This is a genomic window from Pseudoalteromonas sp. S1612 (assembly GCF_005887175.1).
GTDB classification, from domain to species: Bacteria; Pseudomonadota; Gammaproteobacteria; order Enterobacterales; family Alteromonadaceae; genus Pseudoalteromonas; species Pseudoalteromonas undina.
The window spans coordinates 54,105-73,175 of the sequence record NZ_PNDH01000034.1 but is presented as its reverse complement, the minus strand read 5'-3'; the positions used below and the strand labels follow the sequence as shown (position 1 = coordinate 73,175).

The window sequence follows — 19,071 nt, the reverse complement described above, 5'->3', positions numbered from 1 at the left end:
CATCCTTGTTTAATATTATTTTTATAGTTGAATCTCAGTATAGCGAATCAGTACTAAATAGTATTATTTTTTAAAGTGGTAACTGTTTTTTACTAAATGACTGCTTTAATACAACGGTTGATTCTATGTTGGCGATACAGCTTAAGCTTCCCAGTTGGTGCTTTACAAACTGCTCATAACTTTCTAAATCCTGAGAGATAATTTTTAATAAATAGTCGTGGCTGCCTGAGATCACTGAGCACTCAAGTACATGCGGTAGTTTTTCTACATGTTGTTCAAACTGTTGTGCAGCACTCACTGAGTTTTGACATAGTCGCACGAAAGCATAAACCAGTACATTAAGATTGAGTGACTTAGGGTTAATAGCTGCGTGATAACCAATAATAACCTGTTCTTGCTCAAGTTTTTTAATGCGCCTTAGAGTAGGAGTATCCGAGAGATTAATGGTATTGGCTAATTCTGATACCGACATTCGGGCTTGCGATTGCAAGGCAACGAGTAGCTGCTGATCTTTATTATCTAACATGGCTATAGAATCTTATTAATTATATGTCTAGTAATAGTGATTATTGCTAACAATAACTGCTTTTACTATTTTTTTTAGCGTTTTAACCTCTGGGATCTTTGCTAGCATTAAAAAATAATAATAACAGGATAAAGTTATGAGTTCTTACACCGCTAAATTTGATAATTGGATTAGGTCTGAGTTTGTTGCTCTAAACTCTCAGTTAGAAGAGTTGTATTGGCAACAAGATGATAAAGCAAATGTTGAAGGGGTTGGGGATAACTTAAAGCAGACCTTGAAAGAGCACGGTAATGCGTTGATCAGCGATTTATTAGCCGAAGGTAATACCGACGAAGGATTTGATAGCGCATTTGATTTACTTGGTAATGTCGGTTTGTTTATGGCGGCTTGTCGTAGACATGAAATTACAGAGCCAAGCAGAGAGAATAGTTCACCGCTGATAGAAGCATCGGCGCTTGCTATGCATATTGGTGCTTCTATTGGAGTAACTCCTCGTTTTGCCACCGCACATTTAACCACTCATAATAAAGCCATTAATGGCACCTATAAACGGTTTACAAATCTTGATGATGAAGCTCTGTTTTTAGATTACAACACCCAAGGTATTTTAGCGTATAAGCGCGCGAGTGATGCTTTACTAAAAATACTGCCATTAGGTATTTCACACCCAGTCACGGCTGAACTACTTGAGGTGGTTAAAACGGCACTTATTGATGTAATAGCGTCGAATAATGCCTTGTATACTCAACTTGATACCGAGCGTTTTTTTAATTGTGTACGCCCATACTACAAGCCTTACCGGGTAGGTAAAGAGGTTTACCGTGGTGCAAATGCGGGAGATTTTGCCGGCATTAATGTTATTGATATGCTGTTAGGGCTTTGCAGTGCCAATGAGCCGAGTTACTCACAAATGCTGGTGGATAAATTTTTATATATGATGCCAGAGGACCAACAAATATTGCGAGAAGCCATGCGTATGCAAAGCTTTATGGATGACTTCTTAAAAGCCGAGCAATATAAACACACAGAGTGGTTTCAAAAGCACGGCAAACTATTTATACAAGTGTGTAAGTTACATGGTGACACCGCTATCGGTCATCATAATCAGTTGGTTGAGAAGTTTATTGCCCAACCGTCACAGCAAATGCAACAACAGCATATAAGCAAAGTAACTGCCAGTGGACCACCTTTACCGGTACTGCTAGATTCCTTAGCTAAATTAAGGGATAGACGTGCAGCAGCTAAGCGAGACGATATTAATACGCGTTTTGATGACTTAAATACGCTAAAACAGTGGATTAACTAATATGGCTAAAAATGATTTTTGTATGCCAAGGGGCTGCTATTTATTAAGCCACTCTGTTGGTCGTCCTCTAAAAAGTACTTTAGAAAATGCTACTGAGCAGTTTTTTACTCCTTGGCAGGAAAGTGCCAAAGAGCCATGGCAGCAATGGCTACCAGCTATAGAAAATTTTACGGGTGCATTAGGGCGGCTATTTAATGCGCCAAGTGAGCAGTTTTGTCCTCAGGTTAACTTATCTAGTGGTTTAACTAAATTGCTTATGTCGCACCCCGTATTTAATAAACCACAGTGCACGGTATTAATGGCGCAGGCCGACTTTCCAAGTATGGGGTTTGTAATGCAAAAAGCACTCCCTGCATGTGCAACAATACGTTTCATCCCCGAGCATGAAGATCTAAGTGATAGGCAGGTATGGCAGCGATATTTAACTTCAGAGATTGATGGGGTCTTTGTTAGCCATGTTTATTCTAATACGGGTGTACAAGCTCCTTTAAACGATATTGTGGCGCTTAGTAAAGTCACGAATACACTCTCAATAATTGATGTGGCGCAATCGGCAGGGGTTATCCCTGTCGATCTAACGGCGTTAAATGCCGATTTTATGATTGGCTCAAGTGTGAAGTGGTTATGCGGAGGGCCAGGTGCGGCCTATTTATGGGTAAATCCAAAGCAAATAACGCAATGTGAACCAAAAGATGTTGGTTGGTTTTCACATCAAAATCCATTCGAGTTTGATATTACGCATTTTCAATATAACGCTAAAACACTTAGGTTTTGGGGCGGTACGCCTTCTATACTCCCTTATGTTATTGCTGGTAATAGCATTGCATATATTGCCCAGTTTGGTGTGGATAAAGTGAGAGCGCATAATTTAGCGTTGTTAACGTTACTTCAGCAGCAGCTGACGGCTTTTTTAGTATCGCCAAACGATAAAGATCAGTGCAGTGGTACCGCTATTTTAGATTTTGCAGAGCATCAACAAACCGTATTAGCGGCATTGGAGGCAGCAAACATAAGTGTGGATGTGCGCAAACTCGGTATTCGTATTTCACCGCACATATACAATACAGCGTCAGAGATACAAGCGTTTATTGCTACGGTGAAAAAGGCAGTTAAGGCTGCTGACTAAGCTGTTGTTTTTTTTGAGTGAGTGCCGCTATTTGTTGTTGTGCTTGTTTTATTTGCGGTTCAAATCTTTGTTTAAGTACCGCAGTTTCTGTAGCAATTGCATCTGCAATCGAATCAGCGCCTAAACGATTTGCTTTATCTTGGGTCATGTAACCGACTTGCTGTTTCTTTTGCGCGTATTCCTGCTGGTATTGCTTTATTTTAAGCTCAAGCTGCACAATATCGCGCTCTATTTGTTGCACCTCAAGGTAGTCATCAACTGAGGTATCGATAACTAGGGCATTTTCAGATTGCAATGCATTGGTTTGCATAATGTTGACGTTTTTAAGCGTGATCACTTTAGCGTCTTTAGCGCATGGAGTTTGACTGAAAGTCGGCACCCCTTTAATGGTGCATTTAAAAACCGTCACTTCATTTGCCATGCTGACAGTGCAGGCACCAAAAAAACACAGTAGTAATATTAGCTTTGCCATGGTTAAACCTAAGCTGGTTTAAAGTATCATTTATAATGCACTAAGTTGTAACACCATACAATTTGTTTAATTTAATAGCCTAAGTCAAGTATGCCTTCCAAAACGAACAATTCCATAGGTTGTTAAAATTCAGGCACAAAAAAACCACAATTAAGTGGCTTATATTCAGTAATGGTGGAGAGGGAGGGATTCGAACCCTCGATAGAGCTACAAACTCTATACTCCCTTAGCAGGGGAGCTCCTTCGGCCACTCGGACACCTCTCCGACGCATTATTCTGCGTATTATTAATCGGGATAAAACCAATTAATAAAAATAAGTGGTGGAGAGATAGGGATTTGAACCCTAGAGGGGCTATAAACCCCTGCCGGTTTTCAAGACCGGTGCATTCGACCACTCTGCCATCTCTCCACGTCATGATGCAGGATAATACTTAGGAGAGTAGTCTGTGTAAATAGCAAAAAGATCGTTTGCTTAAAAAGTGAGCGTAAATGCGTTTTTTTTTATAAATAATGACGATTTAAGGTGATTTTTAGCTATGAGGTGGCTGGCAGCAAACAGGAGGAGCTAAAGAAGAGTCTTCATTAGAGGTTGGGTGTTTGCTGCAACAATACAAAATCATGGTTGGGTGATTATTTGTATTGAATTGCACCGCCAAGTGCTAATTTTTTTCCGTAACGGTTAAGTTTAGCTAGCATTTTTGCTTTGCGATTAGTTGGCTTAACGGCAACGTGAGTTGTGGCTGTTTGGTTAAGTGTATTAATTGGGTTCATTTTATTCGCTCCATGGTTGTGTCTGTTGAAAACATGTGCATTTTGCACGCAGGGTGGTTAAAAATAAAGCGATAAAAATTACTGGTGAAGTATTAGTTTTTTTAATCCGAAACCGTTTTATTAATTTGTCGTTCAACTACTGGTTTATTATTTTTTGTATAATTATTCATCTGGGCTCATTGCTATGTCTCTTTTATATGGGGTCTTTTCGGTTTTTTTGAGTTTAAACTGTTTATAAAAAGAGTTTTTTGAATATTTATTCAGATTAAATTATTTTGTATTGGTTGGGCTTAACTTTGCTTTGCTCAAAGATTTAACATGTTATTTATAGGTGGTTAATTATTTATCAGATAAGAGCAGTAAATAAACGATAAAAATAGTGTTGCGAGGTTTTTAAATTATAAAAAAAGTGCCTAGGTTACTAGGCACTTTGGAGTTAGTTGCGTTTTAAAACGCTTCTAACTGGGGAACGTACCATCTCATGAATATAAATCTAAAAAGATGGGTTTAATTATGTTTGCAATTTGGGCTTACAATCATCAGCTTGGGTGGCATTTTAACTATTCTAGAGCGAAGCGAAGATTATACTTTGGTTTGTATTTTACTATGAAGCCACAAAACAATGCTGCACAGCAAGAGTAGATCCGCTCAACAGTCTATTATTTGAGTTAAATGGTTTTAAATAGGGTATAAAAGGCAAAATGCGGCATAGCTTAAAAGCAAATGCCGCAAAGGGAGATTAATGCGGGGTATTATTCTATTAGTGCTGTTTAATAGTAAATAGCTCATAGCCTTTTAATGCAGGAACTTGAGCGGTTAGTTGCGTTTCTTGTTGTGCTATTTCAACAAAATCATCACATAATGAATTTGCACGCTTTTCAAGTGTTTTGGCATGCAGCTCTACTTTTTCTTCTATTTGTGCGCCCATATTTTCCATGCGCTCTTCAAATGCTTGCATGTCACCGCCTGAACTCATTAACTCAGAGCCTAATGCCACTAAAATGCTGCCCATTGATTCCATTACTGCTGATTCAACTGCTGTTTCTATTTGCTTTTCAAACTGCTGTTCAAAGTTTTCACCAAATTGAGTAAAGCTTTGTTGACCCATTACAAAAGTACCTTGCTGATAAAAGGTGCTTTCAACCTCTTGATGAATATCGTCCATTAAGGCTGAAATATTATCGAGGCCGTTAATATTAAACGCATTTGCAACTTCTTCTAATGCTACACCTGCAATTTTAACCCCTTCAAGGGCAATATTGGCCACTTCAGGTAATTGCACGCGTAAATTGTCTGTGTAGTCGGTCATTGCTTGGCGCTGTGCACTATTTAATGCTACTTGCTCGCCATTGATAGACAGCTCACCTTCAGCGGTAAATAGCATGTGCTGATTATTGGCTTTAAAAATTTCTAATTCATTAGGTTTGATGCGCACATCGTTCTTAAATTCAACGTTACATTCATCGTTACTAAATGAAATTGAAGAGTCGCTAGTATTGTGAGCCATTGCTACTGGAGCGCACATTATCGCGCTAACTAATAATAATTTTTTCATGTTTATTCTCTGCTTTTTGCTGATGATAATTAACTTATAACAAGTTTGATGCCAATTATTTTTAATGTTTTAAAACAATGGCTTGAGATTTTTTGAATGCTTTAAAGTCGAAAGTGTACTCATTGAAAATACTAAAATATGGTCAAAATAACCAACAATTAAATGCTAATAAATAAAATTTATCGATACGATAAAAAACTCTCACTTTCCACAATTCAAATTTAACGCTATTTATTCACAATACTGACACAGAGACTATTTAGGATAGCTATGTGGCTTTATTTTGACGTAAATTTGTACAGCTAATTTATGTTGAACATTTTAATTTCACCAATTATCGCGATATAGAAATCCGTAATTGGTCTCAAACACTTTATGGAGTGGGTTGTGGGTAAGACATTTAGTTACGATGCGCTAGATGATGATTTTGTTGAAGACGAATACGAAATGGTCGGGCGTAATCAACACGACAAGAAAAAGCAAAAGGTGAAAAGAAAGTTAGAGGATTACCTTGAGCAAAAACGCTTGCGTAAAAATCTAGGTGAAGATGACTTAAACGATTATATTGATTAAGCTCTCGCTAGTACAAATAAGCGTTACAGTTTGTAATAAAGAGGCTTTGTGCCTCTTTGTAGTTTTTTGGGGTTAAGCCTTAGCTACAAGCAGAGCTTTTTCAATTACTTTTTCTAGTTTTTCAGGTTTAGTAATAGGTGCAAAGCGCTTAATAGGTGTACCATCTGCCGCTACTAAAAACTTAGTGAAGTTCCACTTAATTTTTCGGGTTAAAAACCCCGGTAGTACAGACTTTAAATAGCGGAAAACAGAATCTGTATGCTGGCCATTTACATTCACTTTTTCTGCGATTAAAAAACTAACCCCGTAATTTATTAAACAACCTTGCGCTATTTGCTCAGCGTCGCCGGGCTCTTGTTGACCAAATTGGTTACATGGAAAGCCTATAATGATCAAACCTTGGCTTGCATACTTTTCATGTAATGCTTGCAATGACTGATATTGATAAGTTAATCCACATTCACTTGCGGTATTTACGATTAATACAACTTTACCTTCAAACTCTTTAAAGTCGATTGGCTGGCCTTGTAGGCTGGTAGTCTTTAGTTGATGGAATGGGTGCATATAAATACGCTTATTATTTGTTTATTTTGCATAGTCTAACCCTTGCGTGATGATCTACAAAGTCTAAGTCACTTTCACAGCGCTTACTGCTAATTTAAAATTAAAAATAGCCCCATACCGGCCAAGGTCGTTAAGTAAATATTATGCGTTTTGTAAGCAACAATAATAGCGACTATAGCTGCACTGAGATAAGGGTTTTGCCAGTTTAGGTTAATACCTTCGTCATTTATAAATACAATAGGGACCCAAATCGCCGTTAGTACTGCAGGTGCACTAAAGCTTAAAAATTGTTGCATTTTTGGCCCTACTTTAAATGGTAAGGCGCGGTGTAAGAATAAATAGCGAGTAAAAAAAGTAATACATGCCATTAGTAAAATAGTGGTCATCATCTTTTGTCCCCCTTATTTTGCACTAATCTGGTAACAGTGTAACCTGCGCTCATTGCTATAAGTGCAGAGCATACTAACCATAATTCAAAACCTGTGCTTTTTAATAAAGTGGCACTGATCCCTGCAACAATGACTGTGACTAAAGTAGCTAAGTTTTTAATCCCCGGAATCACTAAGGCAATAAAAGTCGCTGCAATAGCAAAATCGAGTCCTAAATTAGTGAGATCTGGAAGCATAGTACCGGCTACAATGCCAATTAGAGTCCAAATGTTCCACGCAATGTAAAAGCTAAAACCTGCGCTCAATGCATAAATTAAACGGGTTTTAGTGCGATAGGCGCGTGGGTGGTGCGAAAAAGCAAATAGTTCATCGGTTAATACAAAGCTGACAGGCAGGCGCCAACGCATGGGTTGCTCAATCACTTTGTGACGAACCGCCAAGCCATATAAAAAATGGCGAGAGCTAATAATAAACGTGGTAAAAAGAATGGTTAGTAGAGGGGTATTACCAGCAATGAGCTCAATTGCAACCAGCTGCGCTGCGCCTGCAAATACCAGTAGCGACATGGCTTGAGTTTCAAAAGGGGTAAAGCCATTTTGTATTGCTAACGAGCCACATAAAATGCCCCAAGGAATAACCGCTAAACACAGTGGCAGCATATCTAAAAAGCCTTTTAATACTGGTTTTTTAATTGATTGCATGTGTTTTACTCTGCGCATAGGTGGAAAGACTCATTAGGATACCTTAATATTGAGAAGCTAAAATAGTTAGCGTTTTAGATGATACTTTTTTTTAGGGAAGGTGCAATGTTTAAGGTAAAAGTGTGGGATGGTTTTTTAAGAAGCTTTCATTGGTTATTAGTATTGAGTATTGCTGCACTTTATTTTAGTGCAGAAGAAGGCATGATCGAACTTCATTTTGTAGTTGGCTTTTTTACTTTAGCGCTTATTTCAACACGGATTATATGGGGTCTTATAGGCAGTAAAACGGCAAGAATATCGGCATTACTGCATTCTCCTAAATCGGTGCTTGCTTCTTTTAGCGGCAAAAAAATAAATGATGTGGGCCATTCTGCACCAGGTAGTTATATGGTGTTATTATTTTTTATTCTGATCATAGCGCAGCTAATAAGCGGTTTAATGAGCAGTGATGGTATTTTAACTGATGGCCCGTTAGCGCAGTATGTATCGAGTGATACGATTGATTTTGCCAATTGGTTGCACCATATTAATTTTGATATTTTATTTTATGCGATTATTTTGCATGTTGTGGCTATTATTGCTTACAAAGTCCAAGGCAAGCCTTTGGTCAAAGCAATGATCACCGGTAATAAAGCACTAGCAACAAAAAGCTCAGAGCCAGAGACAAAGTCACCATGGGTTGCATGGGTTATATTTTTGCTACTACTAGTTTTATTAATGAGTACCTGGGGAAGTGAGCATTTAAGTTATTTGCTTAGTTAAAAAAAGTGGCGCTAATACAGCGCCATTTTTGTTCTTAATACACAGTTATATATTAGTCTTTGAATTGCTTATGGCAATCTTTACAGCCTTTAGCCCACGCACCAAACGCTTTACCAATAACAGCTTTGTCACCGGTTTGAGCTGCTACAGCAAGTTCATCAGCATATTGTTGAAATGCTGTCGCTTTTTTCATAAAAGTATCGTTTTCAGACCATACCGCAGGAAGTGCTGATGTATCACCCTTATCAGTACCTGCGTAAAAAGCTTCCCAAGGCATTTTAGACAATGCCGCTGCGTTATTTGCACGCTGCTTAAATTGCTCTGCATCAAAAGGAATTTTACCCTTGAGCATGGCACCCATATCGCCTATTTGAACTGAAATCATAGAAAATGCAGCTTGGCGATATTCAATCGCATCGCTTGGCTCTTTGAATGCAGAATTTGCAGATACGCTAAATGCGCATGTAGATAGTAACGCCCCGATAAATACTTGCTTCAATTTCACTTTACTCTACTCCTTTAAGGGTTCTTTAATTATCTTTGTATCTTAGCGTGCACTTTTGTTTAAGGCAAAGCATAGATATTGCATGAGCATAGATTAATCAGAGATGGAAATATGTAGTATTAATTTATGGCTTTATTGTGAACCTTTGTAAATAGGGTGTTGTTGGTGGTCATTGGGTTGTGTACATTTAGGCGTCATAAAAATAACCAATGAAGAGCATTTATGAAAAACAATATTTTTAAGTTGTCTGCGCTGTCTGCAGCAATAGTGATTTCACTATCGGGTTGTGGAGGCAGTGATAATGATAATAACAGTAAAGTTCCTGTTGTTACTGATGTAGCACCAAAAGCGAGTGATGTTGTCGTTGTTGATTTAAAGCAATGGATACCTGTTACTGCTGATTTTAAAGCGAGTGATAATGATGGTGATGCACTTACTTTTAGCTTTACTGAAAATGGCGAGGAAATTACCGCGCAAGATGGTGTGTTTAAGTTTAGCCATGGCATGTTAACGGTAGATGGTAACTCGTTTACATATGTTCCTGTCTCAGGGGAAGATGCTGTTATTGACTACACAGTAACTGCAAACGGTAAAACGGCCTCTGCGAAAATTAATATTTCAGGAATTATTGGAGACCCTCTTGCAAATCAGCAATGGCACCTGAATAACACAGGCCAAAAAGCATACTCTCTTAGTCATGAGATGAAACAAGGCTTAATTGATTTATATGTAAATCAGCGTGGTTTTACCGAAGAAAATGCAAAAGCAAGACTAGATGCAGACTTCGCTGAATCAGAAGCAGCAGAACTGGTTGCTGGTGAAGATATGAATGTTTTATCTGCTTATGCACAAGGCGCTACTGGCGCAGGTGTAACCGCTGTAGTAATTGATTCAGGTATGGAAATCCGCCATGAAGATCTGATAGATAATGTATTACCTAACCGCTCTTTAAATTTGGATGCTAATGTTCTTGATCGCACAGATCCAACGAGTACGGCAAATAGTGGTGATCATGGTACAAGCGTTGCGGGCTTAATAGCAGCAAAAGGTTGGAATGGTAAAGGTGGTCGCGGTGTTGCACCAGATACTGGTTTAATTGGTATGAACTACCTTGGCGAGGATAAAATTGCACAAAAGGATTTACTTGCTCACGGCTTCCCAGGTAGCGGTATTAGCACAACGGAAAATATTTCTGCATTTAACCGTAGTTACGGTATTACCGTTCCAGCATTTGTAGCTTATTCGGAATTAGAGGAGACAATTGAATCATATCCCAATTTATATCTTCGTGATGGTAAAGGTGCATTAAATATTAAGTCTAGTGGTAACTCATTCGATGATGGTGGCAATAACCCACATGAAGGGTCTTTATGTACTGACAATGGTGCCAATGATTTAGGGTTAACTTGTTATAATGGTGCATTTGAGCCGAGTCAAGGTCATCCTTATTATTTGAGTATTGCTGCGGTAAATGCAAATGGTAAACATACAAGTTACTCTACAGCGGGTGCCAATGTAATGGTTTCTGCTCCTGCAGGTGAAGCTGGGCGCTGGGCTCCTGCTATGGTAACAACAGACCAAATGACTTGTATTAATGGTTACTCAGGCTTTAATGGTCGTGGAATTACAGCTTGGGCTAAAGTTTATGGTGAAGAATTTGCTGCAAGCCAGTTCCCCTTTGACTATCCAGGCCATGAAGATAATGCAAGTTGTAACTATACATCTACATTTAATGGTACATCCTCTGCTGCGCCAAATGCATCAGGTGTGGTATCGTTAATTCTTTCAGCTAACCCTGAACTAACTTGGCGTGATGTACGTCATATTTTAGCGTCAACAAGTACATTAATTGATCCAGATAATGCTGCTGTCAATTTAACTGTAGGCGCAGGTGAGTTTGCTGCGCATGATGGTTGGGTTGAAAATGCTGCAGGTTATAGCTTTAATAATTTATATGGCTTTGGTCGAGTTGATGCTGGTGCAGCTGTTGCCATGGCTAAATCTTACGAAGCTTCATTAGGTGAACAAGCAATCACGGATTGGAAAGGTTTTGGTTCAGTAGTTGCTGAAAATGCCCTCACATTAGAAATCCCTGATAACAGTGCTACAGGTTTAACGCAAGAAATTGTAGTAACAGAAGAGCTCAATATTGAAGCGATGCAATTTAAATTTGATGTAAGCAATCCAGAAATGGCCTTTGGTCTAGCTGATGGAACGCAAACCTCAGCAGGTAGCGATTTAGCTATCGAAGTGACCTCGCCAGCAGGAACGAGAAGTGTATTGCTTTCATCTAAACAGGCACTATTTCTGCCTGCACTGAATAGCGACTTTAGTTTTAATGCAGGTTATATTTTAAAAGATGCGGTACTAATGTCGAATGCATTTTACGGTGAATCAACCAAAGGTACTTGGACTATTCGCTTACTTGATACGAGCGCTGATAGTTTTGCACTTGATGATAATATCGATAACTTTTTAGATGTAACAGGTATTTCAAATAACGTAGCATTGAGTGTTCTAGAGGGTGTATCTCTTCGTGCATTCGGTCATGCAGATCAAGAGTAAGGATTATAAAATGAAAGTTAAACAATTAATCGTATTGGGTGCAGTTGCGTGTATTTCGTTTACTGCGACAGCAAGCATGAATATCGATAAAGATCTGCAATTACCTAAAAAGCCAGTAACTAAGTTGAAATTTAATAAAGCGGATTTTGGTTCTTACAAAATTGAAAAGAACTTACGTTTAGTGCCTTCAAATGTAGCTTCAGAAGAGCATGTTATTATGCAAAAAGGTGAAATGGCTGTAGTAAGTGTAGAAGGTTCATCTGATACTGTAACTAAGGGGACATTAGTACGCAATATCTTTACTAATAACCTAACTTTACTTTCAGGTAATATTACTGTCCTTCTAAAAGATGGTGTGGACGCAAATGATGCTGCTTTGGCTACAGGGTTGAAGGTAATCTCAGTCTTTCCTGGTACGCAAATTGCTGTTTTTGCTATAAACGATGGTCAAGATATTCTAGCTGCATCAGAGCAACTAAAGGTATCGGGTTTTGCAAAAGAAGCTAAAATAGAAGTGCTTGAAACAATTTATACAGCACAGTAATCTGTTTTAGATAAGTAAAACCCCGAGCAGCGTAATTGGCTCGGGGTTTTTTATTAATCGTTTATATCAATATCAGCGAAAATCATCCCTCGGCGCATACTGCGTGTTGCTAAGAACACCTCCCCCAGTAATGACATAAATGCACATATTAGTAATGCCATGGCACCAACAAAGCAGCTACCAATAGTGACACCTAAGTTAATCGATTGTATGTGTGATAAAAACAAAAGCATAACCACTGCACATACTAATAATGCGCTTAAGACACTTAAACTAAATGCAATATGGATACACCGAGAACGCTTTAGGAGTGCTCTCAGCTCAGTAGTTAAAGACAGGTTAAATTCTTCATCAATACTGACCTTTAATTTTCGCTCTAACTGTCTGGCTCTGTCAGTAATACGCGCCAAGCGATTTGATAATACCCCGAGTGTTGCCGCAATACCCGTAATTAAAAAAACGGGTGCAACCGCTGTTTGAATGACTTTAGCCATTGTTAAAATATTAATTACATCGTTATTCATTAATTTCTCAATTTAAATTTTCATTTACAATTTTTTACAAGCCAAGTGGCTTTTATTTTCCTTTTGAATCAGTGTTTTATGGTTGTTTTTTAAGGGTGTTGTTTTTTTGTGTAACTTTAATGTAGCAATAATGTTGCGCTCGCAAAGGTTGACGTTTTATATTCGCCACATAGTTAAAAAATTAAATATAGTAAATACAATAATACATAACCTATCCTAGGGGAAACAATGTCTAAAAATATAATTAAAAGAACAGCAATAGCTACAGCTGTATCAGGTGCATTTGTGGCAACATTTGCCAACGCAGTAGCTTTGCCTAACGCGACAATTAATTACACCCAAGCAGAAAAAGTAAAAGAGATAGTTGCTGATAAAAAAGCACCATCGGCACATATGATTGTTTTAAAAGCAAAAACCTCAGTTGATGCTGTTGCTGCTGGGACTTATCATGTATCTTCAAATCGAGAAATAACGGCGCAAATTGAGCAGCTTCAAGATATGATGACTGTTGAGTTAAATAGTCTAGATTTTAATGCAAAAGTAATTGGTAAAACTAAGATTTTAGCGCCAACGTTAATTGTTCAAGCAACGCCTGAGGCGTTAGCTGAAATTGCAAAAGATGATCGCGTTGTTAAAGTTTTACCAATGTTCGATCGCGAATTGCATGTTGCAGCAAGCTCTGAATATATCAACGCTAAACCACTTATTACTGACGGTATAGCAAGTGGTAAAGGCCAACGTGTTGCAGTGCTTGATACGGGAATCGACTACACGCATGCGGCATTTGGTGGTGCAGGCACAGTTGAGGCTTATGAAGCAGCTCAAGCTGATCCAACATCAGTTGCATGGCCTCAAGGTATCGTGCAAGGTGGTTATGATTTTATTCGTGATGATGCAGATCCTATTGAAAATGATGCCGCTAATTCACCTTCTACAGGTGATCCAACCAATCATGGTACATCTTCTGCAAACTCAGTAAATGGTATTGCACCTGATGTTGAACTTTACGCTTACTCAGTATGTGGTGGTGGTTGTCCTGGCGATGCACAAGCTGCTGCTCTAGAAGCTGCAATGGATCCTAACGGTGATGGCGATATTTCAGACCGCGTTGATGTAATGAATATGTCATTAGGTGGTGAGTTTGGTGACACTTACACCGGTGGTGGTACACAATACTTAGTTCAACGTGCAGTTGAGTTAGGTGTGAATATGGTTATTTCTGCTGGTAATGATGGCGATAATCCTTTCCGTGTTGGTGGTCCAAGTACTACACCTAACGCACTATCTGTTGGCGCTATGACTCACCCAACAACTGAAGTAGGTGTTGCATCTGGTACTGTTGCTGGCGTTGAAGGTAATATCCAGGCATCAGGTTTTGGTCCTCAAGAAGATTTTGCTATTTCAGGTGCCGATATTGAATTAGTTTATCCTGAAACAAACGCAGATGGTTGTGCTGAATTTGCTGCAGATGTTGACTTTACAGGTAAAGCAGTATTAATTGACCGAGGTTCATGTAACTTTACGGATAAAGTTTTACATGCTCAGGCTAAAGGTGCTGAGTTTGTAATGATTGCAAATAATGAAGATGATGGTACCCCTGCATCTATGGGGGGCTTTGATGCCGCGGTTACAATTAAAAATATAGGTATTAACTTTGCTGCAGGCTCTGCTTTAAAGGCGCAATTAGCTGCAGGCGGTCCTGCTACATTTGATATTAGTGTTGAAATAAAAACAACTGCAGGTGCTGTTGCAACATTCTCATCTCGTGGTCCTTCTATGGATGGTTTATTAAAACCAGAAATTACAGCGCCAGGAACAAGTATAATGGTTGCAGCTGCAGGAACTCAGGATAAGCTAGCTCCTGTAAATGGTACATCTTTCTCAGGCCCAATTACAGCCGGTGCTGTTGCAATGATTCGTGAAGCACACCCTGAGCGTAATGCGTTTGAGATTAAAGCAACAATTATGAATGCAGCAAACTTAAACGTAACTAATGAACCTTTAGCGATCAATCCTGATTCAGAGCTTGCGCCAATTAGTATGATAGGCGCTGGTTTAGTTGATGTTACCAAGGCAGTTAATTTACCAGTTGCTGCTTGGGTAAATAATAGTGAGTTTGATACTAAACAAGCTGCACTATCTTATGGTTTAGTAAGTGTAGCAGAATCAGGTTCAATTACTAAAACAGTGACAGTTAAGAACTTCTCTGCAGATGCAAAAACTTATAACCTTCGCATAGAAGCACGTTACCAAAGTGATATTGATACGGACGCAGTTAGCTGGGATTTCCCTGAATCTATAACAGTACCAGCAGGTCAAGCGATTAACTTTGATATTACAATGATGGTTGATCCAAGTAAATTACCTGCATGGGAATTAGAAAATCCATTTAGTGCAGATGATATTGAAGCAAGAAGCGCGGCATTAACATCAGTAGAGTTTGATGGTGCGTTAGTATTTGACGATGCATCTACAGATGGCGATCACGATTTACATGTTGTTTATCATGCAATGCCAAAAGCCGTGACTCAGTTGAGCTTCTCACCTGAAATTATTAATAATGAAATGGCGTTAGTTGTTGAAAATACAGGCCAAATTGAAATTTTCCCGCAAGCTGAAAGCATTGTGGCAATGGGTGAAGAAAAATCAGTTGAAGACGCTGAATTTAATATCCTAGCTACTACATTCTCAGCAATTAATGATGATTCTTGTGGTTCAGGTATCTTTATTACTTCATCGATCCAGTTACGAGATCCGTTAACTCATACTTTCCAAGCGGGCTATAGGATTGAAATTGATACAGATAATGATGGCTTTGCAGATCAGTTTTTACAAAACCTAAATGACCGTGGTCGTAGAACTGCATTCCCTGGCCGTAGCCGTACATTAATTGGTACAACGGATGGTGCTGGCAATGATGCATGGCAATGGGGTACACCGTTAATACATGAGGCAGGTGGAAATACTATTACCTTTACCGGCTGTTCAGAGTTCATGAATATCGATGCGTCGCTTCTTGGTGAACCAATGAACTTCAAAGTATCTGTAGGTCACCCTAGTTATCAGTCAGGCATTTTCACTGAAACTGATAGCGTAACTGGAACCGCGGTATTTGGTATTCAACCTCAGGTTACAATTTCGCCTTATGGGGCAACTGAAACGGATGAAAAAAATAGCGTAACAGGTTCTGCAGTATTTGATGTTCAGCTTGGTACTGAAATGGCAACTGATGAAGTGGTTACTTCAATCAAGCCAGGAGAAAAAGCGGTAGTATCAGCAAATGGTCCTTTTGTACTATCATCAGGTACTAACATTATTAAAGTGATGGCAGCTGAAGACCTAGAATTACCAGACGTTGAAGCACCAATGTTGATTGGTGGTGAGTTTAGTGTTTCTGAAGATGCAGCTGATGGAACCGTGGTAGGTGCGTTTACTATTGAAGAATCAGATTTAGACTTGGCTGTTTCAGAGTACTACGTTCAATCTAATACAAACCTTGGTTTTGCAGTTGATGCAGAAGGCCAAATTGTGGTTGTAGATACAACTTTATTAGCGGGTGATACATCTGCAGAAATGGAAGTTGTTGCGATTGATGTTCGTGGTAATGTATCTGCACCTGCAATGGTAACAATATCCGTTACTAAAGTAGCACCTCCTGTTGTTACTCCTGAGCCTGCTAAGAAAAGCTCTTCAGGTTCATTAGCTTGGCTAACATTGCTAGTAGCGCCATTTGCATTTATGCGTCGTCGTAAGCAAAAGTAATTAAATAAATTAAATATTAACTAAAGGGAGCTTCTGCTCCCTTTTTACATAGCTTCACAAACTAAATCTCCGTGCTATTAAATATTAGGTATATTTAATAAAAATAAAAACTACAGAGATTCCAATCAATGAAACACACCCCATTTGTTCTTACTTTTATATCCTTAGCTATTTTAGGGGGATGTAATAAAGCCCCTGATGTTGAGCAATCAGCAAAGGTTGAAAATGTAGCTGCTCAAACCGAAGTCATGCCGCCGATTGCGAAGAAAGTGCCATATGAAATGACAATCCATGGCGATACTCGCATCGATGATTATTATTGGATGCGTGATGATGAGCGTAAAGCTACTAAGGTGATTAGTTACCTTGAGGCTGAAAATGCTTACACAGATGCAATGCTTGCGCATACTAAAACACTGCAAAGTAGTTTATTTGAAGAGCTTAAAGGGCGAATTCAAAAAGATGATGACTCTGTTCCAGTAAAAGACGGAGAGTACTATTACTCGTCGCAAACTCGCGGCGATAACGAGTATGCTACTTATTTACGCAGTAGTGATTTTGCAGGCACCGATCAGGAAGTTATTTTAGACGTCAATGAACTAGCTAAAGGCCATGACTATTTTGCAGTTAGTGGTCTGAGTGTCAGCCCAAATGATAACTTAATGGCGTATGGTGAAGATACGGTGAGCCGCCGTGTTTACAATATAAAAATTAAAGATTTAAGCACTGGTAAATTATTAGAAGACACGCTTGAAGGCACCAGTGGTTATGTTGTGTGGGCGAACGATAATAAAACTGTTTATTACATTAAAAAAGATGCGCAAACCTTACTCGGTTATCAAGTTTATCGTCATACGCTTGGTACACCACAAAGCGATGATGAGCTTGTATACGAAGAAAAAGATACGAGCTATTACACTGGTATGAGCAAGAGCAAAGACGGCTCAGAAATTTATATTTGGCATAGCAGTACTGATGCATCGGGTTTGTCAGTACTTAGTGCAAACGATGTAAATGCTAAGCCAAAGCGCTTAATTGAGCGTGAAGCCAACCTTGAGTACAGCATTTCCAAATTAGGTAATACTTATTACATTGTGACTAATTTAAATGCGGTTAACTTTCAGCTAATGAAGGTCGATATTGATAAAGCCGGTGATAAATCGAATTGGCAAAGTGTGATCCCTGCGCGCGAGGATATTAAACTTGAAGGCGTAGAGTTATTTAATGACTACTTAGTATACCAACAACGCGAAATGGGCCAATCAACACTGATTGCGCGTAATTTAACATCGGGCAAAGAGTTACCACTAAGCTTTAACGACAGTGCATATACAATTAATGCGTACGGTAATAACGAATTAGAAAGCGATACGCTGCGCGTTTACTACACCAGTATGACCACTCCGGGTTCATCTTATGATGTTAATTTGGCGACTGGCGAAAAAACATTATTGAAGCAACAAACGGTATTAGGTGACTTTAACGCGGATAACTATGCGTCTGAGCGTATTTTTGTCACAGCACGCGATGGCGTAAAAGTACCTGTGAGTTTGGTGTATCGAAAAGAGCTATTTAAAAAAGATGGCACTAACCCATTATTGCAATACGGCTATGGTTCGTATGGTGCAACAATGGATCCTAGTTTTTCTTCTGCACGATTAACGTTGCTTGACCGTGGTTTTGTATTTGCCATTGCCCACGTACGTGGTTCGCAAATGTTAGGGCGCCCGTGGTACGAAGCGGGTAAATTACTCACTAAAAAGAACACGTTTAACGACTTTGTAGATGTTACTAAGTCATTGGTAGCCCAAGGATATGGCGATAAAGAGCAAATTTTTGCCCAAGGTGGCAGTGCTGGTGGTTTATTAATGGGCGCAGTGGCAAACCAAGCGCCTGAGCTATATAAAGGTATGGTGGCTGCGGTTCCATTTGTTGATGTGGTTACTACTATGCTTGATGAGACTATTCCGCTTACAACTAACGAGTATGGTGAGTGGGGTAACCCTAACGAGAAAGAATATTACGATTATATGTTGTCGTATTCACCGTACGATCAAGTTAGTAAACAAGACTACCCTAATATGTTAGTAACAACAGGTTTGCACGACTCACAGGTTCAATATTTTGAGCCAGCAAAGTGGGTTGCAAAACTGCGTGACTACAAAACAGATGATAATAAACTACTATTTAAAATAGACATGGAAGCCGGCCATGGAGGTGCGTCTGGTCGTTTTAAACGCTTGGAGGACACGGCACTTAACTATGCATTTATGCTTGATTTAGCTGGTAAAAATAAGTAATAAAATAAAAGCGTAGCTTTTTAAGTGACCTCCAGTAGTTGTATATTGTAATTACTGGGGGTTTTTTATATTTGAATTGCCGCCAATTAAAGCTGCTTGGTATTAGCGCAAAATAGTAATAGTAT

At 39.0% G+C, this 19,071-nt stretch carries 17 protein-coding genes and 2 tRNA genes; 8 read left to right on the top strand and 11 right to left on the bottom strand.

Translation table 11 applies throughout. The annotated features are described in order from the left end of the window. Positions 1-70 precede the first annotated feature (70 nt). Entirely contained in the window at positions 71-526 is a 456-nt protein-coding gene (locus CWB78_RS13200; RefSeq protein WP_010392556.1) for an Lrp/AsnC family transcriptional regulator, read from the bottom strand. Between the two features lie 136 nt (positions 527-662). Between CWB78_RS13200 and CWB78_RS13195 the strand changes: the two genes are divergently transcribed. Together CWB78_RS13195 and CWB78_RS13190 are read left to right on the top strand one after the other, a co-directional pair. Then, a complete protein-coding gene (locus CWB78_RS13195; protein ID WP_138596008.1) occupies positions 663-1,832 on the top strand; it encodes a PrnB family protein in 1,170 nt (389 codons plus the stop codon). A 1-nt stretch (position 1,833) separates the two neighbouring features. After that, a complete protein-coding gene (locus CWB78_RS13190; protein WP_138596006.1) occupies positions 1,834-2,958 on the top strand; it encodes an aminotransferase class V-fold PLP-dependent enzyme in 1,125 nt (374 codons plus the stop codon). Here CWB78_RS13190 and CWB78_RS13185 read toward each other — a convergent pair. From CWB78_RS13185 to CWB78_RS13170, 5 genes are all read right to left on the bottom strand, one after another. Continuing rightward, entirely contained in the window at positions 2,942-3,430 is a 489-nt protein-coding gene (locus CWB78_RS13185; protein ID WP_138596004.1) for an RNA-binding protein, read from the bottom strand. The two genes, CWB78_RS13190 and CWB78_RS13185, sit on opposite strands and share 17 nt — an antisense overlap. A 172-nt stretch (positions 3,431-3,602) precedes the next feature. Then, positions 3,603-3,695 (bottom strand) — tRNA-Ser (locus tag CWB78_RS13180). 54 nt (positions 3,696-3,749) lie between these two features. Continuing rightward, positions 3,750-3,840 (bottom strand) — tRNA-Ser (locus CWB78_RS13175). Between the two features lie 221 nt (positions 3,841-4,061). Next, entirely contained in the window at positions 4,062-4,202 is a 141-nt protein-coding gene (locus CWB78_RS18800) for a hypothetical protein (protein ID WP_010392563.1), read from the bottom strand. 760 nt (positions 4,203-4,962) lie between these two features. Continuing rightward, on the bottom strand, positions 4,963-5,757 hold the full coding sequence (locus CWB78_RS13170) for a YggN family protein (RefSeq protein ID WP_055013079.1): 795 nt from the start codon (positions 5,755-5,757) through the stop codon (positions 4,963-4,965). 387 nt (positions 5,758-6,144) lie between these two features. Here CWB78_RS13170 and CWB78_RS13165 point away from each other — a divergent pair, with 387 nt between their 5' ends. Continuing rightward, positions 6,145-6,330, top strand: coding sequence for a PA3496 family putative envelope integrity protein (locus CWB78_RS13165; RefSeq protein WP_008108975.1), 186 nt, complete (start codon positions 6,145-6,147; stop codon positions 6,328-6,330). Between the two features lie 72 nt (positions 6,331-6,402). On the opposite strand, the gene CWB78_RS13160 is transcribed toward CWB78_RS13165, so the two are convergent. From CWB78_RS13160 to CWB78_RS13150, 3 genes are all read right to left on the bottom strand, one after another. Further along, positions 6,403-6,894 (bottom strand): glutathione peroxidase, encoded by a 492-nt coding sequence (locus tag CWB78_RS13160; RefSeq protein WP_138596002.1) that lies wholly within the window; start codon positions 6,892-6,894, stop codon positions 6,403-6,405. Between the two features lie 89 nt (positions 6,895-6,983). Then, on the bottom strand, positions 6,984-7,283 hold the full coding sequence (locus CWB78_RS13155; protein ID WP_109875802.1) for an AzlD domain-containing protein: 300 nt from the start codon (positions 7,281-7,283) through the stop codon (positions 6,984-6,986). Further along, positions 7,280-7,984 carry an AzlC family ABC transporter permease gene (locus CWB78_RS13150; protein ID WP_138596000.1) on the bottom strand — a complete coding sequence of 235 codons (705 nt, stop codon included), beginning with the start codon at positions 7,982-7,984 and terminating at the stop codon, positions 7,280-7,282. The genes CWB78_RS13155 and CWB78_RS13150 overlap by 4 nt, the downstream gene beginning before the upstream one ends. A gap of 105 nt (positions 7,985-8,089) precedes the next feature. Between CWB78_RS13150 and CWB78_RS13145 the strand changes: the two genes are divergently transcribed. Further along, a complete protein-coding gene (locus CWB78_RS13145) occupies positions 8,090-8,746 on the top strand; it encodes a cytochrome b/b6 domain-containing protein (protein WP_075170882.1) in 657 nt (218 codons plus the stop codon). 52 nt (positions 8,747-8,798) lie between these two features. Here CWB78_RS13145 and CWB78_RS13140 read toward each other — a convergent pair whose 3' ends face one another. Further along, positions 8,799-9,251 (bottom strand): c-type cytochrome, encoded by a 453-nt coding sequence (locus CWB78_RS13140; protein ID WP_010392576.1) that lies wholly within the window; start codon positions 9,249-9,251, stop codon positions 8,799-8,801. 222 nt (positions 9,252-9,473) lie between these two features. On the opposite strand from CWB78_RS13140, the gene CWB78_RS13135 reads away from it, so the two are divergent. Next, the gene (locus CWB78_RS13135; protein ID WP_138595998.1) at positions 9,474-11,816 is read left to right on the top strand and encodes a S8 family serine peptidase; all 2,343 of its coding nucleotides are present in this window, start codon (positions 9,474-9,476) and stop codon (positions 11,814-11,816) included. Between the two features lie 10 nt (positions 11,817-11,826). Then, a complete protein-coding gene (locus tag CWB78_RS13130) occupies positions 11,827-12,360 on the top strand; it encodes a serine protease external chaperone (RefSeq protein WP_138595996.1) in 534 nt (177 codons plus the stop codon). A 53-nt stretch (positions 12,361-12,413) separates the two neighbouring features. On the opposite strand, the gene CWB78_RS13125 is transcribed toward CWB78_RS13130, so the two are convergent. After that, positions 12,414-12,884 (bottom strand): DUF2721 domain-containing protein, encoded by a 471-nt coding sequence (locus CWB78_RS13125; protein ID WP_138571073.1) that lies wholly within the window; start codon positions 12,882-12,884, stop codon positions 12,414-12,416. A 228-nt stretch (positions 12,885-13,112) separates the two neighbouring features. On the opposite strand from CWB78_RS13125, the gene CWB78_RS13120 reads away from it, so the two are divergent. Further along, a complete protein-coding gene (locus tag CWB78_RS13120; protein WP_138595994.1) occupies positions 13,113-16,646 on the top strand; it encodes a S8 family serine peptidase in 3,534 nt (1,177 codons plus the stop codon). Positions 16,647-16,774: 128 nt separating this feature from the next. Continuing rightward, positions 16,775-18,946, top strand: coding sequence for a S9 family peptidase (locus tag CWB78_RS13115; RefSeq protein ID WP_138595992.1), 2,172 nt, complete (start codon positions 16,775-16,777; stop codon positions 18,944-18,946). The last annotated feature ends 125 nt before the right edge of the window (positions 18,947-19,071 follow it).